Here is a 14377-nt window from a genome sequence, read left to right on the forward strand (position 1 = left end):
TCGTCCAGCCGGTGGAACGCCCCCTCGCATCTGCGATGTAGGTTCGCCCGAACTTTTACAACTGCCAGGCAAACGGGCTTATCGTGCTGCACATGCAGTCCTACACCATCGGTCAGGCCGCCCGGCTCCTCGGCGTCAGCCCCGACACCGCCCGTCGCTGGGCGGACGCCGGGCGGGTCGCCACGCGGCGGGACGACGCCGGGCGCCGCGTCATCGACGGGCGCGACCTGGCGGCGTTCTCCGTGGAGCTGGCCCAGAACGGTCCTGGCACCACCGAGGACGAGGACACGTACACGTCCGCGCGCAACGCCTTCCCCGGCATCGTCACCGCCGTGAAGCTCGGTGACGTCGCCGCGCAGGTCGAGATCCAGGCGGGCCCGCACCGCCTGGTCTCGCTGCTCACCCGTGAGGCGGTGGAGGAGCTGGGGCTTGAGGTCGGCATGGAGGCCACCGCCCGGGTGAAGTCCACCAGCGTGCACATCGACCGCGTCTGAACCCGCGAACGCCTTCCTAGGAGTCCCGCTCATGTCCCCCGTTTCCCCTGCCTCGCTCCTGTCCCGCGCCGCGCGCTCCCCGCGGGGCAGGCGCCGCGCCGCCGCCGCGGTGGCCGCCGCCGCGCTGCTCCTCCCGCTCGCCGCCTGCGGCGGTGACGGCGACGGCGGCAGCAAGAAGGACAAGGGCGGCAAGGGAGGCAAGGGCGGTGCCGTGCCCGAGGCCGACCTGACCGTGCTCGCCGCCGCGTCGCTCACCGACGTGTTCAAGACCGTCGAGACCACGTACGAGAAGAAGCACCCGGGCACGAAGCTCACCTTCTCCTTCGCCGGTTCGCAGGAGCTGGCCGCGCAGGTCAAGCAGGGCTCGCCCGCCGACGTGCTGGTCACCGCCGACACCAAGACCATGGACGGCCTGAGGTCCGACGTCGGCTCGCCGAGCGTCATCGCCAAGAACCGCCTGGTCATCGCCACCCGCGACGGCAACCCCAAGAAGATCAAGAGCCTCCAGGACCTCACCGACAGCGGCCTGAAGGTCGTGCTCGCCGCCCCCGAGGTGCCCGTCGGGCGCTACAGCCAGCAGGTGCTCGACGCCCAGAAGCTCAAGGTCGAGCCCGTCTCGCAGGAGACGAGCGTGCGCGGGGTGCTCAGCAAGGTCGAGCTGGGCGAGGCCGACGCGGGCATCGTCTACAAGACGGACGCCGCGACCGCCCCCGACAAGGTCGACGCCGTCACCATCCCCGACGCGCAGAACGCCGTGGCGTCCTACCCGGCCGCCACGCTCAAGGAGTCCGGCCACAAGGAGGCCGCGGACGCGTTCGTGAAGTGGCTCAGCACGCCCGAGGCGCAGAAGATTCTTCGGGACGCGGGTTTCCAGAAGCCGTGACGCGACCAGGGCCCTGGGAGCCCCTGAACTTGGGAGCCCCTGAACCCGTGAATCCGTGAACCTCTGACCCCTCGCCCCCTTGCCTCCCTGCCCCTCTGCCCCTCCGCTCCGCCCCGTACGTCAGGACCCACCGATGAACCGCTTCCGCAGCCGCCCGCGGCCGGGCGGGGGCCGCGTCCGCGCGCCGTTCGTGCTCGCGGTGCCGGCGCTGCTCGCCGTCGCGTTCCTGCTGATGCCCCTCGTCGGGGTCCTGGCGCGTACGGAGTGGGGGCAGCTCCGCGCACACCTGACCAGCCCCGGGGTGACCGAGGCGCTCAAGCTGTCGCTCATCGTGTCCTTCTGGGCGCTCGGGCTCTCCCTGCTGCTCGGCGTGCCGCTGGCCTGGCTGCTCGCGCGGGTCCCGTTCCCCGGGAAGGCGCTGGTCCGGTCCCTCGTCCTGCTGCCGATGGTGCTGCCGCCGACCGTCGGCGGGGTCGCGCTGCTCCTCGGCTTCGGACGGCGCGGGCTGCTCGGGCCCTGGCTGGAGGACACCTTCGGCGTCGTCCTGCCCTTCCACACCTCCGGTGCCGTCGTCGCGGCGACGTTCGTCTCCATGCCGTTCCTCGTCATCAGCCTGGAAGGCGCGATCGCCGGGCTGCGGCCCAGCTACGAGGAGACGGCCGCGTCCCTCGGCGCGTCCCCGGCGCGGGTGTTCCGCACCGTCACCCTGCCCATGGTCGCGCCCGGCCTCGCCGCCGGGGCCGCGCTCACCTGGGCGCGGGCGCTCGGCGAGTTCGGCGCGACGATCACGTTCGCGGGGAACCTGCCCGGGACGACGCAGACCCTCCCGCTCCAGGTGTACCTGCTGCTCCAGGACTCGCCGGAGGCGGCCACGTCCGTGTCGCTGCTGCTGCTCGCCATCGCGATGGCGGTGCTGGTGGCGCTGCGGGGGCGGTGGACCGGGGGCGGTGGGGGCGCGGGGAGCGGTGGTGGCGGTGCGAAGGGGGTACGTGGGTCGGGTGCCGATGCGGTACGGGAGCCGGGTGCCGGTGGTGTGGGTGGGGCGGGCGCCGATGTCTTGCGTGGGCCGGGTGCCGACGGCGTGAGCGGGTCGCGCGCCGATGCCGTACGTGGGCGGGGCGCCGATGCCGTACCGGATTCGTCGGCCGGTGACCCCCTCGCCAAGGTGGCCGCACCCGGTGGGAGTTGGGCGCTGCACGCGGACGTCACCGGGTTCACCCGCCTCACCCTCGACGCCGAACCCGGCACCACCATCGCCGTCGTCGGGCCCAACGGCGTGGGCAAGACCACCCTCCTGCGCGCCCTCCTCGGCCTGACGCCCCGCGCGCACGCCGCCCTGCGCCTCGGCGACGCCGACGTCACCGCGCTCGCGCCGCACCGGCGGGGGGTCGCCTGGGTGCCCCAGGACGGCGCGCTCTTCCCGCACCTGACCGCTCTCCGCAACACGGCGTACGGGCTGCGGGCCCAGGGCGTACCGCGTGCGGAGGCCCGGCGGGCGGCGCAGGCGTGGCTCGACCGGCTCGGCGTCGGGCACCTCGCGCACCGCAGGCCCGCGCAGTTGTCCGGCGGGCAGGCCGGGCGGGTGGCCCTCGCCCGGGCCCTCGCCGCGCGGCCGCGGCTGCTGCTCCTCGACGAGCCGCTCGCCGCGCTCGACCAGACCACGCGGGCGCACGTGCGGCACACCCTGCGGGGGCACCTCGACGGCTTCGGGGGGGTCTGCCTCATCGTCACGCACGACCCGGTCGAGGCCGTGTCCCTCGCCGACCGGGTCCTCGTGCTCGACGAGGGGCGTGCCCTGCAGGACGCGCCGCCCGCCGAGGTCACCCGGCATCCGCGGTCGCCGTGGGTGGCGCGCATGCTCGGGCGCAACGCGTGGTCCGGCACAGGGGCCTCCGACGGTACGCTCGCCCTTGACGGGGCGGGGCGGCTGGTTGTCGCCGAACCCCTCGACGTGGGGGTCTCGGTGCTTGCCGTCATCGCGCCCGAGGCGGTGTCCGTCCACCGGGAGAAGCCCGCCGGGAGTCCGCGCAACGTGTGGCCCGGGACCGTCCGTGAGATCACCACGGCCGGGAGCCGGCTGCGTGTCCTCATCACCTCGCCGGACGCCCCCGACCTCGTCGCCGAGATCACCCCTGCCGCGGCGGCCGAACTCGCCCTGACGGACGGGGCCCCCGTCTGGACGAGCGTGAAGGCGACAGAGGTGTCCGTCGTACCTCTGTAGCCCCCGATCGGCGGTGCCCCCGGCCCACCCGCAGGGGACACCCACCCCCGGGGTCCAGGGGCGCAGCCCCCCCCGCGGCGGAGCCGCACATTGACACAGCCGGAGAAGGGGCGGGACTGGGGCGCCCCGCGAGGGCTACAGCGGCGCCTGCCACGTCACCGTGGTCCCCGCACCCACCCCATCCGTCTCCCCGTCGTCGTACACAGTGAGCCGCACCCCACCCCGCCCATCGGGCAACCCGACCCCCGCGTCGACGACGACGTCGACCCGGGTGACGCCGACCCGCCGGGACGCCGCGGCCAGCGCCCGCCGCAGCGCCCGCAGAAGCCGCCCCGCGGCCGGTTCGGCGACGCGGGCGTCGACGGCACCGCTGAAGTGGACGGACGGCTGCACACCGAGCACCGCCCCCGCCCCGGCGGTCTCCTTGAGCACCTTTCCCCGGAACGTCGTCGGCGCGTCGGCAGGCGGCTGCTGCAACGCGAAGATGGCCGTCCGCACCTCCTGGATGGTGGACTCCAGCTCGTCCACGGCCTGGTCGAGCGCCGTCCCCACCGGCGCCGAACCGGCCCTGCGCCGTGTCGACTCCAGCATCATGCCGGTGGCGAAGAGGCGTTGGACGACGAGGTCGTGGAGGTCGCGGGCGATCCGGTCGCGGTCCTCGAAGACGGCGAGCCGCTGCCGGGACTGCTGCGCGTCGGCGAGGACGAGGGCGAGCGCGGCCTGGGAGGCGAACTGGGTGGCGAGGAGCCGTTCGACGGCGGTGTAGGGGTGGTCGCCGCGGCGGCGCGGCAGGGCGAGGGTGCCGATGAGGCGGCCGCCCGCCTGGAGGGGCAGCATCATGCTGGGCCCGAAGCGGGACCGTACGTGGGTCGTCATGCGCGGGTCGGTCGCGGAGTCCTCGATGAACACCGGTTCGCCGCCGAGGAGTTGTTCGAGGACGGCGCTGCCGGGCTCGATGGTGGTGCCGATGAGGTCGTTCTGGGCGGCCGCGGCGGGATGGCTGCGGCGCTCGGGCGGGAGCCCGCCGCCCGCGGCGTCCGTGGCGGCGGCCACGATGGACATGCCGCCGGCGGGCGTGGGCTGGAGGACGACTCCGGCCGCCGCGCCCGCGAGCCGCCGCGCCTGCTGAGCCACCGTCATCAGGGCGTCGGCGGCGGCCTCGCCGGTGAGCAGGGCGGTGGTGACGGCGGCGGCACCCTCGATCCAGCGTTCGCGCTGCCGGGCGGTCTCGTACAGGCGGGCGTTGCCGACGGCGATCCCGGCCTGCCCCGCGAGGACCCGCAGCAGCCCCCGGTCGGCGTCACTGAACGCGTGGGCGGCCCCGGCGGTGAGATGGAGGGTCCCGAACTCCTCGTCGCGCACGAGGATGGGAACACTCAACGCCCCCGGGCCGCCCGCCCCACCGGAGCCGACCGCCCCACCACCCTCCAGGCCTCCACCCCCCTCCGAGCCCCCACTACCCCCCAGGCCCCCACCGACCTCCGCCCCCACCCCCGCCGTGAACACCTCGCCCGCCCCGCCCCCCGCTCCCTCGCCGACCTCCAGGACCCCCCATCGCGCGCCGGTGAGGCGCACCGCGCTGGTGACGATGTGCTGGAGCGTGGCGTGGAGTTCGAGTTCGGTGCCGACGCTGAGGACGGCGTCGAGGAGCAGGGGGAGCGGGGGTGCGGTGACGTCGTCGGTCATGGCGTCGGCGTACTCCCCGTCGGTTCGGGACCCGGCGTTCGGGACCCGTCGGTTCGGGACCCGGCGTTCGAGACCCGTCGGTTCGGGACCCGGCGTTCGAGACCCGGTGGTCGGGCCCCGGTGGTCGGGCCCCGGAACCCGGGGTCCGGGGCCCCGTGGTGGTCAGCCTGCCAGTGGGTCGAGGACCAGTGGTTGGATCTTGCCTTCGAGCATCGCACCCAGACCGAGCACCGCGCACACGTCGGGCCGTTCCGCGATGCGTACGGGCATGCCGGTCGCGTTCACGAGCATCTGGTCGAGGCCGGGGAGCAGCGCGCTGCCGCCGACCATCATGATCCCGCGGTCGGCGAGGTCGGCCACCAGGTCCGGCGGGCAGTCCCGCAGGACCTTGCCGATGCCGTCGAGGACCGCGGTGAGCGGGGTGTGGATGGCGTCCCGGACGGCGGCCGTCTCCACCTGCACCGAGCGGGCGAGGCCGGTCGCCACGTCCCGGCCGTGGATCTCGGTGGACTCCGGGCCGTGCGGGGTCAGACCGTTGCCGCTGAGGGCGAGCTGGAGGGGGCGTACCGACTGCGAGGGCAGCATCAGCTCGTGCTGGTGGCGCAGATGCTGCACGATCGCGTGGTCGATGGCCTCGCCGCCGACGGGGATCCGCTCGGCCGTCACGATGGAGCCGAGGGAGAGAACGGCCACCTGCGTGGTCGCGGCCCCGCAGACCAGGATCATCGTCGCCTCGGGGCGCTCCACGGGCAGCCCGCAGCCGACCGCGGCCGCGATCAGCGTGTCCACCAGCTCCACGCGGCGCGCGCCGAGCCCGACCATCGTCTCGACCGCCGCCCGCTGCGCCAGCGGGTCCGCGTCGTGCGGGGTGCACGCGGCGGCCCGCAGCCGCGGCTTGCGGCGCAGCGTGCGCCGCAGCTTCTCGCCGAGCAGGTGCCGCAGCATCCGCTGGCACATCTCGATGTCGACGACGGTGCCGCCGGACACGGGCCGCACCACGCGGATGTAGCCGGGCGTACGCCCCGTCATCTGCTCCGCGAACTGGCCCACGGCGATCAGCGCGCCGGTGCGGGTGTTGACGGCGGCGGCGCTCGGCTCGTCGACGACGAGGCCCGCGCCCTTCACGTACACGCGGGTCCGCGCGGCCCCCAGGTCGACGGCGATATGGCAGCGACGCAGCTGTTCCAGGCTGACGGTCATGGCAGATCCTCCCGAGAGCGCAGACCGTGCGGACCGCCGGACGGCGTTCCTGTCTCGCATCGTGCGGCGGCCCGGGGCGGAGCGCGCGCTGGGGTGCGCCGGGCGGGGTGCCGCCGGGCGGGTGATCCTCGGATCGATATCGGCTTGAGGCGGGGGCCCGGGCGCCGGTTAGCATCCCGTGTGACACGAGCATCTGGGGAAGACGCACCTGGCGACCGGTCCGAGCGGGACGACCCTCCCACAGCCGAGCGGGACGACCCTCCGATATCGGTCGGCGTCGCCCCGGACCCGGACCCGCACCCCGCCCCCGCCCCCAAGCGGCGCCTCCTCGCCGACCTCACCCCGCTGCGCACCTCCGTCGACTACCGGCGGCTCTGGGTCGGCAACACCATCTCCTGGATCGGCCAGGCCATGACGGCCCTCGCCGTCTCGCTCCAGGTGTACGACATCACCCGCTCCAGCTTCGCCGTCGGCCTGGTCGGGCTCTTCACGCTCGTACCGCTGGTGGTCTTCGGTCTGTACGGCGGCGCGGTCGCCGACACCGTGGACCGCCGCAAGGTGGGCCTGTACTCGGCGGTCGGCCTGTGCGCCCTGTCGATCGCGCTCGCGGGCGGGGCGCTGCTCGACTACGAACACGTCGGGTTCCTGTACGGCGTGGTCGCGCTGCAGGCGGTGTGCGCCGCGCTGAACGCCCCGGCCCGCGCGTCGATGATCCCGCGCCTGCTTCCGGCCGAGCAGCTCCCGGCCGCGAACGCACTGAACTCCCTCACGATGACGACGGGCATCACGGTCGGCCCGATGCTCGGCGGCCTGCTCGTGGGCCTGTGGGGCTACCAGTCGGCGTACCTCATCGACGCGGTGGCGTTCACGGCGGCGCTGTACGCGATGTGGCGGCTGCCCGCGATGCGGCCGGGCGGCGACGGGGCCGAGGACGCCGCCGGGGCGGGCGACGGCAAGCGGCAGCGCGCCTCCGTCAGGGACGGCCTGCGCTTCCTCGCCACCCGCCCCAACCTCCGCATGACCTTCTTCACCGACCTGTGCGCGATGGTCCTCGCGCATCCGCGGTCGCTGTTCCCCGCCGTCGCGGTGGTCTGGTACGGCGGCGACGCGAAGACGGCCGGGCTGCTCGCGGCGGCGCCCGCGGTGGGCGCGCTGCTCGGCGGGGTGTTCTCCGGCTGGCAGGGCCGCATCCGCCGCCACGGGCTCATGATCGTGGTGTCGGTGGCGGCCTGGGGCACGGCGATCGCGGTGTTCGGCCTCACCCGGAACCTGTGGCTCGGGGTCTTCTTCCTCGCGGTCGCCGGGTGCTCGGACATGATCTCCATGGTGTTCCGCAACACGATGCTCCAGGCGGCCACGCCGGACGCGATGCGCGGGCGCCTCCAGGGCGTGTTCATCGTGGTCGTCGCGGGCGGCCCGCGGCTCGGCGACTTCCTGGCCGGGACCGTCGGCGAGGCGGTGTCGCCCCGGGTGGCGATCGTCGGGGGCGGTGTCGCGTGCGTCGTCGCCGTGGTCCTGCTCGCCGCGCGGTGGCGGGCCTTCCTGCGCTACGACGCGCGCTCGCCGGAGGCCTGACGGCGGAAGACGCCGACCCAGGCCGACTCCGGTTCGACGCCCGGTGTCGATCGGCACTATGCCGCCAGGGCTATGACGTCATGGCGATGTTGGTCTTGGACCGCTCAACTCGCCCGCCATAGCGTCAAGTTGTTCGCACACGTAGATCGCCATGAGGAGTTTCCACCATGGGGAACAGCAGCAACCGGACCCTGTTCAAGAGATGCGCCGCCCTGTCGCTGGCCACCCTGGCGGTCGGCGTCTTCGCCGCGGGGGGCGCGAATGCCGATGCCTCGAAGAAGAGCCGGGTCGAGGTCATCGAACTCCAGCTCAAGGACCTTGAGCACGAGTCCGTCGACCTCGGCAGGCCGGGGCCGAGCCTGGGCGACATGAGTGTCTACTGCGCCACCGCGGTGGAGGACGGCCGCAATGTCGGACGGGGGGCCGGGACGTCGCAGGTCGTGTACGTCAGCGGTGGGAAAGCCACGTCGCAGGCCGTGATCACGATAGAGCTCGAGCGTGGCTCCCTGACGATGCAGTCGCTGCGGCCGGACGAGGCGAGTTCGCTCGACATGGCCATCACCGGCGGCACAGGCGCCTTCAAGGACGCCCGGGGCAGTGTTCGCTACTGGGACATCAACACGCCGAAGGAGAGGCTGCGCGCCGAGATCCTGCACTGACGGAGGGCCGGATCACCGCGCCCGACGCCCACGACCGCACCGGGAACGCGGGCTCAGGGGCGGGCACACGGCCCCTCAGGCCCGGCGTACGGCGTCCACGATCTGGGAGAGCGCGCTCACCGCGTGCCGGGCCCCGGCGACGAGCAGGCGCTCACGGACGCGGCCGTCGGGGGCGTACCCGACGAACGGGACGTCCAGGGCGCGGGCCGCGGTCGCCTCCGCGACGGTGGCGCCGATCATCAGGCAGCGGTCGGCGGTCACGCCCGGCCGGGCGAGCACGCGGCGCAGGCCCTCCGGGTCGGGCAGGAGCCGGGTGAGGTCGCCGGTGCGGCAGTGGATGCGGTCCGCCCGGACGGCCAGCTCATGGGCGGCCACGTACGTCGCCACGGCGCGCGGGGCGGTGTCGGTGACCAGGCACACGGCGCGGGGCCGGGTGCGGGGGGCGGTACCGGAGTCGGTGCGGGGGCCGGTGCCGTCCGCCAGGAGCCTGACGAGGGCGGCGGCGTGCGGCACGGGCTTCGCGGCGAACACGGCCTGCCGCTCGATGCGGTCCAACTGGTCGGCGAGGTCCGCCGCGAGGGGGCCCTCGGCGGCGAAGGCGCGCAGCACGTCCAGCGGGTGGACGTACTCGCTGCCGCCCTCGGCGCGCGGCACCGGCGTGCCGCCGAGCGCCTCCTCGGGGCCGCGCCGCTCCACGACGAGAGCGAGCAGCCGGAGCGTGGCCTCGCGGGCCTTGCCGGGGGCGTAGAGCCGGGTGAGGGTGCCGTCGAAGCCGAGGACGACGGTGTCGGCCCGGTCGAGGGTGTCAGGCAGCGAGGGGAACGCGCCGGTGGGGCGGCCCGCGACGGCAGGGACCCGGCAGACCCAGGCGGTCGACCCCGGCACCGGGTTGAAGCGCGTCATGCCGGCCGGGCCCTCCCGGTACAGCTCGTCGTGGACGTCACCCGGGACCACGACGACCGCCTCGTCGGACCCGGCCCCGGCGGCGATGCCGGTGTGCGGCGGCCCTGCCGGGTCCGGGGCGTCCCCGACGGTGACGTACAGCCCCAGGCCCGTGTACGCGCCCACGGTGAACGGCAGTTCGCGCAGGATCGCCGCCAGCAGCGGGGCGCGCGGCACCTCGGCGGAGACCACCGCGTCCCAGCCGCGCTCGCGGGGCAGCAGGTCGAACTGCTCCGCCGCGGCGCCGCCCTGCGTGAGCAGCCGGGCGACGGTCCGGCTGAGCTTCATCAGGGTGTCCGCCTGCCAGCCGGGGCTGGCGGCGAAGGCGAAGGCGAGGGTGGTGGGCGCCTGGGCCGTCGCTTCGGCGGCGCGCAGGCCGGCCAGCTCCTGGCGGAGTTCCCGCAGCACGGCGGGCGGCTCGGTGCCGAGTTCCGCCAGGCGCAGGGTGCGGTACTCCTCGTACGCGCTGATCGCCTCGTCGACGCGGCCCTGGCCCTTGAGCGCCACGAGGTGGAGGCGGTGCAGGTCCTCGTCGTGGGGGAACTCGCCCAGTGCGGCCCGGAGGTCGGTCGCGGTCCGGTCGAACTCCTCCATCTCCAGGCCGAGTTCGGCGCGGGTGCGGAGCAGCGCGGTACGCAGAAGGCGCAGCCGGGCGCGGGTGTCCTTCGCCGCCGGGCCGGGGACGTCCGGCAGGGGGTCGCCGCGCCACAGCCGGAGGGCGGACTCGACGAGCGCGCGGGCGCGGGCGAGGTCGCCGGAGGCACGGGCCTCCTCGGTGTCGGCGGCCAGCCTCCGGCAGCGCACGACGTCGACGTCGTCAGGGGAGGCCGACAGGGCGTACCCGTCACCGCTGGGCTCCACGGAGCCCGGACCGAGGGCGGTGCGCAGCCGGGACGCGTACGTCCGCACCTGCCGTCCGCCGTCCGGTGGCGCGGGGGACTTCCACAGCCCGGCCAGCAGCTCGTCCTCGTGCACGGCCTCGCCCTCGCGGAGCAGCAGCATGCAGAGCATGGCCTGCTCCTGGGGGGATCCGACGGCCAGGGGGAAGCCGCCGCGGGTGACGCGCAGCGGGCCGAGCAGGTCGTAGAGGCGCCGGTGCTCCCCCTGTGTGTCGAGCTGTTCGAGCCGCTGGGCGCCCCGCGTCTGGAGCGCGGCGTCCTCGGACACCAGGTCGGCCACGGCCTGCCGCAGTTCGTACTCCAGGTGCTCCGGCAGCGTGTGGCCCGCGCCGAGGGGGAGTGCGAGCTGTTCCGGCCGCGTCAGCCAGTCCCCGGTGCGCATCAGGTGCACGAGGTGGCCGAGGTCGCGGAGGTCGGCCGCGCGGGTCGTGTCGTCGAGGGCGAGCTGACCGAATCCGTAGAGGACGGGGCCGTGGTCGGCGAGGACGACGCAGCGGGCCGAGAGACGGCCGTGGGCGATGCCGTGCGTGTGCAGGGCCAGCACGCCACGCGCCAACTGCCGGGCCAGGTCGGCGGGTTGATCGACGGGCAGCCCGCCCTGGTGCCGGTCGAGCGCGGCGTGCAGTGTCTCCCCTTCGTGGTGCTCCAGGATCAGATGGGGTACTCCGCGCAGGGTGCCGTCGCCCAGCAGGGCGGCCACGTTCGGGTGCCGCAGGCCCGAAAGGGCGCGCCGCAGCGTTTCGAAGCGCCAGAGCGAGTCCGGCGGCGCGTCGCGGTAGCGTGTCACGACCACGGTGCGGTCGCCTCGCTGGGTGTCCTGCGCGCACAGGTCGTGACCGTGTCTGAACCGGCGCGTCACCCGGTACCGCCCGTCGATCAGCCCGGAGACCGCGCCCTCGTCCTCTTCCGCCACCCCCGACAACTGCCGCGCGCTCTGCGGACTCACCGTCGCGAACGGCTCCCCCTCGACCACCGCGGGCGCCGCCCCGGGACCCCGTCCGACCCCCCGCGCCACGGCCCGCAGCTCCCCGGGCGCCACCCCCGCCCGCTCGTCGATCAACGCCCCCACCCGGGCCAGGAGTTGCCGGGTGCGCCCGCGCGCCGACCTCGGCACCGTCCCGAGCAGCACCTCCCGCACGCCGTCCCGGAACGCGTACGACCCCGGCGGCCCCTCGGGCGTGTCCGTGAGCATGCCGCTGAGGATGACCTCCGCCAGGTGCTGGGCGCGGGGGCGCCGCTCCACCGCCGCCTGGACGAGCCGCATGACCGGCAGGTGCGGCTCGCCCACCGCCAGATGCCCGGCCAGGCGGAACGCCTCCGGCGACGCGGTGGAGCGGAAGCGCAGGACGAGGTCCTGCGGGGACAGGAGGGTGACGTCCGCGCGCTCCACGCCGTCCCGGGCGAGCGCGGCGGCCGGGCGCGGCGCCAACCACCCGACGGATCCCGGCAGTCGGCGCCCGCCCGCGTCGGCGACGAGCGACGACCAGTTCGCCAGCCACCGCGGGGACGCGTCGAGGACGGGCACCGGCAGGGCGTCCGGGGGGACGGCGGACGGCTCGGCGGCATCGGGGTCGAAGGGCTCGAACGTGTACGTGGCGGCGGGGGCGGCGGCGTGCGGCGCGGCGAGCAGCCCCGGTGTGGCGGGCAGCGCGGTCGTGGACCAGAGGCGTTCGGGCAGCGGCTGGAGCACGGCGAGGGGCAGCCGCGACGCCCAGTGCCGCAGCGTCCGGTACCAGCGGCGTCCGGCCCCGCCCTCCCGCCACTGCGGGCCCATGCAGTCGCTGACCAGGAGGACGACGGTACGGCCCGCGGCGGGCGCGGCGGCCGCACGGGCCGGAACCGTGCCGTCGGGCCCGGCCGGGTGCAGTTCGACCGTGCGGAAGAGCCCCGACTGCACCAGGGCCGCGTGCAGTTCACGCACCAGCGGCCGCCACACCGGCATCGTGGGCCCGTCGTCGTACACCAGACACAGCCGCAGCCAGCGCTCCTGTGCCGGGCGGAGCACCGGCAGCCAGCCGCGCGGGTGCGCGCCGAGCGCGGCGATGCGGTGCGCGGTCGCCTCCTCGTCGAGGACCCGCCCGACGGGCGCGGGCACCCGGCGCCCGAGCGGACGCAGGGCACGCTGGAGCGCCAGGGGGTGGGCGATCATCGGCGGTACGGGTACGTGGAGGACGGTGCCGTCGACCGCTGTGCGGGCGGGGTGGGCCGGGCCCGCTCCGGGGTCCGTCGGGGTGTGCCCGGAGGTGCCCGGGCGGTGGCCCGCGGCGGGGAGGTGCAGGGGGACGCGGGAGTCGGCGTGCGGGGTGGGGGCGGCGGCCGGGGGAGTGCGGCCGGGGTGCGGTGGCGCGGTGGGGTCCGAGGTGGTCGGGGCCGCCGAGCCGGTGCGGGCCCCCGGGTCTTCCGGGGTGGCCGGGTCGGAGGAAGACGGGCGGGCCGGGGCGGTGTCGGGCGTCGCGAAGCGGTCGCCCGGGCCCGGGGCGCCGGGTGCCGACGGCCGCGCCGCCGTGCCGCTGTCCGCCGCCCCGTCCGGGCGCTCGGGCTCCGGGGGCGGGGGCAGATGCCGGGCGAGCCAGAGGAGTTCGGCGAGCTCGGCGGCGGACGGCCCTTCGCCTCCGCCCGCCGCGCCGGTGAGGACGGCGGCGAGCCCCGCGACGGCGGAGGCACGGGCGGGGGCGGGGGCGCGCCCGGCTCCCGGGGCGCCCCCGCCCCCACCCTCCGCCCGGTCAGAAGGCCGCATCGGAACCCTGGTCCGGAGCGTGCTCCGCGCCCTCGCTCAGATACGGCATGAGCAGCCGCGCCAGCTCGTCCCGCGAGGAGGTGTCGAGACCGGCCGCGCCGGTGAGGTAGATGGCGTTGAGGAGTTGGTCGGTGGCCAGCTCGCCGCCGCTGCCCCGGGCCACGAACCGGTCGATCAACTCCCGTGCGTGCGCGTCGGGTTCGCCCAGGTGGGCGCGGACGATCTCCTCCAGGTGCTCGCCGTGCGGGCGGCGCAGACGCAGGGTGACGCAGCGGCGCAGGAACGCGGGCGGGAACTCGCGCTCGCCGTTGCTGGTGAGCACCACGAAGGGGAACGCGCGGCAGCGCACCCGGCCCTTCACCACGGTGACCGGATCGTCCGAGCCGTCGGCGGGCAGCGAGGCGGACGGCGTGTGCCGGGCGACGCGCGCCAGCTCCGGAATCTCGTACTGGCCCTCCTCCAGGACGTTCAGGAGGTCGTTCGGCAGGTCCAGGTCGCTCTTGTCGATCTCGTCGATGAGCAGCGCGCGGGGGTGGGCGTAGGGGAGCAGGGCGGTGCCGAGCGGGCCGAGGCGGAGGTGGTCCTCGATGCCGGTGCGGTCCTGGGGCGGGGTGGTGGGGGTGGTGCGTGCTGTGGTGTCGGTGTCCGGGGAGCTCTGGGTGTCCGGTGCGCTCTCGGCGGCGGCGCGGCCCGCCGCGTACAGGCGGGACAGCGGGTCGTACTGGTACAGGCCGTCGTGCAGCGTGCTGCGGCTGGTGATGTTCCAGCGCAGCACCGGGCCGAGGCCCAGCTCGCGCGCGACCGCGTACGCGAGGCTCGACTTGCCGCTGCCGGGCGGCCCTGTGACCAGCAGCGGGCGGCGCAAGTACAGGGCGGCGTTGACGAGTTGGACGCACTCGTCGGTGGCGCGGTAGGTGCGGGCGCGGTGCGCGCGGTCCGGGGAGGTCGCGGAGCGGTCCGTGCGCGGGGCGTCCAGGACGGGGCCGCCGTCGAAGGCGCGCCACGGCGGCGGCGGGGGCAGCCGCGTGATGCCGTCGTGCGGCTCGTTCGTGCCGGTGTAGACGGGCCACAGGGACATGCG

9 protein-coding genes are annotated in these 14377 nt (G+C 75.3%); 5 read left to right on the top strand and 4 right to left on the bottom strand.

Annotated features, from left to right (window positions below):
- The first annotated feature begins 92 nt into the window (after window positions 1-92).
- From ACZ6AA_RS36655 to ACZ6AA_RS36665, 3 genes are all read left to right on the top strand, one after another.
- Entirely contained in the window at window positions 93-494 is a 402-nt protein-coding gene (locus ACZ6AA_RS36655; RefSeq protein ID WP_468449561.1) for a TOBE domain-containing protein, read from the top strand.
- A 31-nt stretch (window positions 495-525) separates the two neighbouring features.
- The gene (gene modA, locus ACZ6AA_RS36660; RefSeq protein ID WP_468449560.1) at window positions 526-1377 is read left to right on the top strand and encodes a molybdate ABC transporter substrate-binding protein; all 852 of its coding nucleotides are present in this window, start codon (window positions 526-528) and stop codon (window positions 1375-1377) included.
- Window positions 1378-1510: 133 nt separating this feature from the next.
- Entirely contained in the window at window positions 1511-3598 is a 2088-nt protein-coding gene (locus tag ACZ6AA_RS36665) for an ABC transporter permease (protein ID WP_471462816.1), read from the top strand.
- A 135-nt stretch (window positions 3599-3733) separates the two neighbouring features.
- On the opposite strand, the gene ACZ6AA_RS36670 is transcribed toward ACZ6AA_RS36665, so the two are convergent.
- Both ACZ6AA_RS36670 and mreB read right to left on the bottom strand, forming a co-directional pair.
- Complete coding sequence (locus ACZ6AA_RS36670; protein ID WP_468449558.1) at window positions 3734-5284, bottom strand: GAF domain-containing protein; 1551 nt, start codon at window positions 5282-5284, stop codon at window positions 3734-3736.
- Between the two features lie 162 nt (window positions 5285-5446).
- Complete coding sequence (mreB, locus tag ACZ6AA_RS36675) at window positions 5447-6484, bottom strand: rod shape-determining protein MreB (protein ID WP_468449557.1); 1038 nt, start codon at window positions 6482-6484, stop codon at window positions 5447-5449.
- Window positions 6485-6748: 264 nt separating this feature from the next.
- Here mreB and ACZ6AA_RS36680 point away from each other — a divergent pair, with 264 nt between their 5' ends.
- Together ACZ6AA_RS36680 and ACZ6AA_RS36685 are read left to right on the top strand one after the other, a co-directional pair.
- On the top strand, window positions 6749-8059 hold the full coding sequence (locus tag ACZ6AA_RS36680) for an MFS transporter (RefSeq protein WP_468450164.1): 1311 nt from the start codon (window positions 6749-6751) through the stop codon (window positions 8057-8059).
- A 167-nt stretch (window positions 8060-8226) separates the two neighbouring features.
- Window positions 8227-8718, top strand: a complete 492-nt coding sequence (locus ACZ6AA_RS36685) for an allene oxide cyclase barrel-like domain-containing protein (RefSeq protein ID WP_471462819.1) — start codon at window positions 8227-8229, stop codon at window positions 8716-8718.
- A 75-nt stretch (window positions 8719-8793) separates the two neighbouring features.
- Here ACZ6AA_RS36685 and ACZ6AA_RS36690 read toward each other — a convergent pair whose 3' ends face one another.
- A complete protein-coding gene (locus ACZ6AA_RS36690; protein WP_471462821.1) occupies window positions 8794-13296 on the bottom strand; it encodes an SAV_2336 N-terminal domain-related protein in 4503 nt (1500 codons plus the stop codon).
- Window positions 13283-14374, bottom strand: coding sequence for an AAA family ATPase (locus ACZ6AA_RS36695; RefSeq protein WP_471462823.1), 1092 nt, complete (start codon window positions 14372-14374; stop codon window positions 13283-13285). Before ACZ6AA_RS36695 ends, ACZ6AA_RS36690 begins: the two co-directional genes overlap by 14 nt.
- Window positions 14375-14377: the final 3 nt, after the last annotated feature.

The sequence above is a fragment of the Streptomyces sp. NPDC040610 genome (assembly GCF_055594065.1).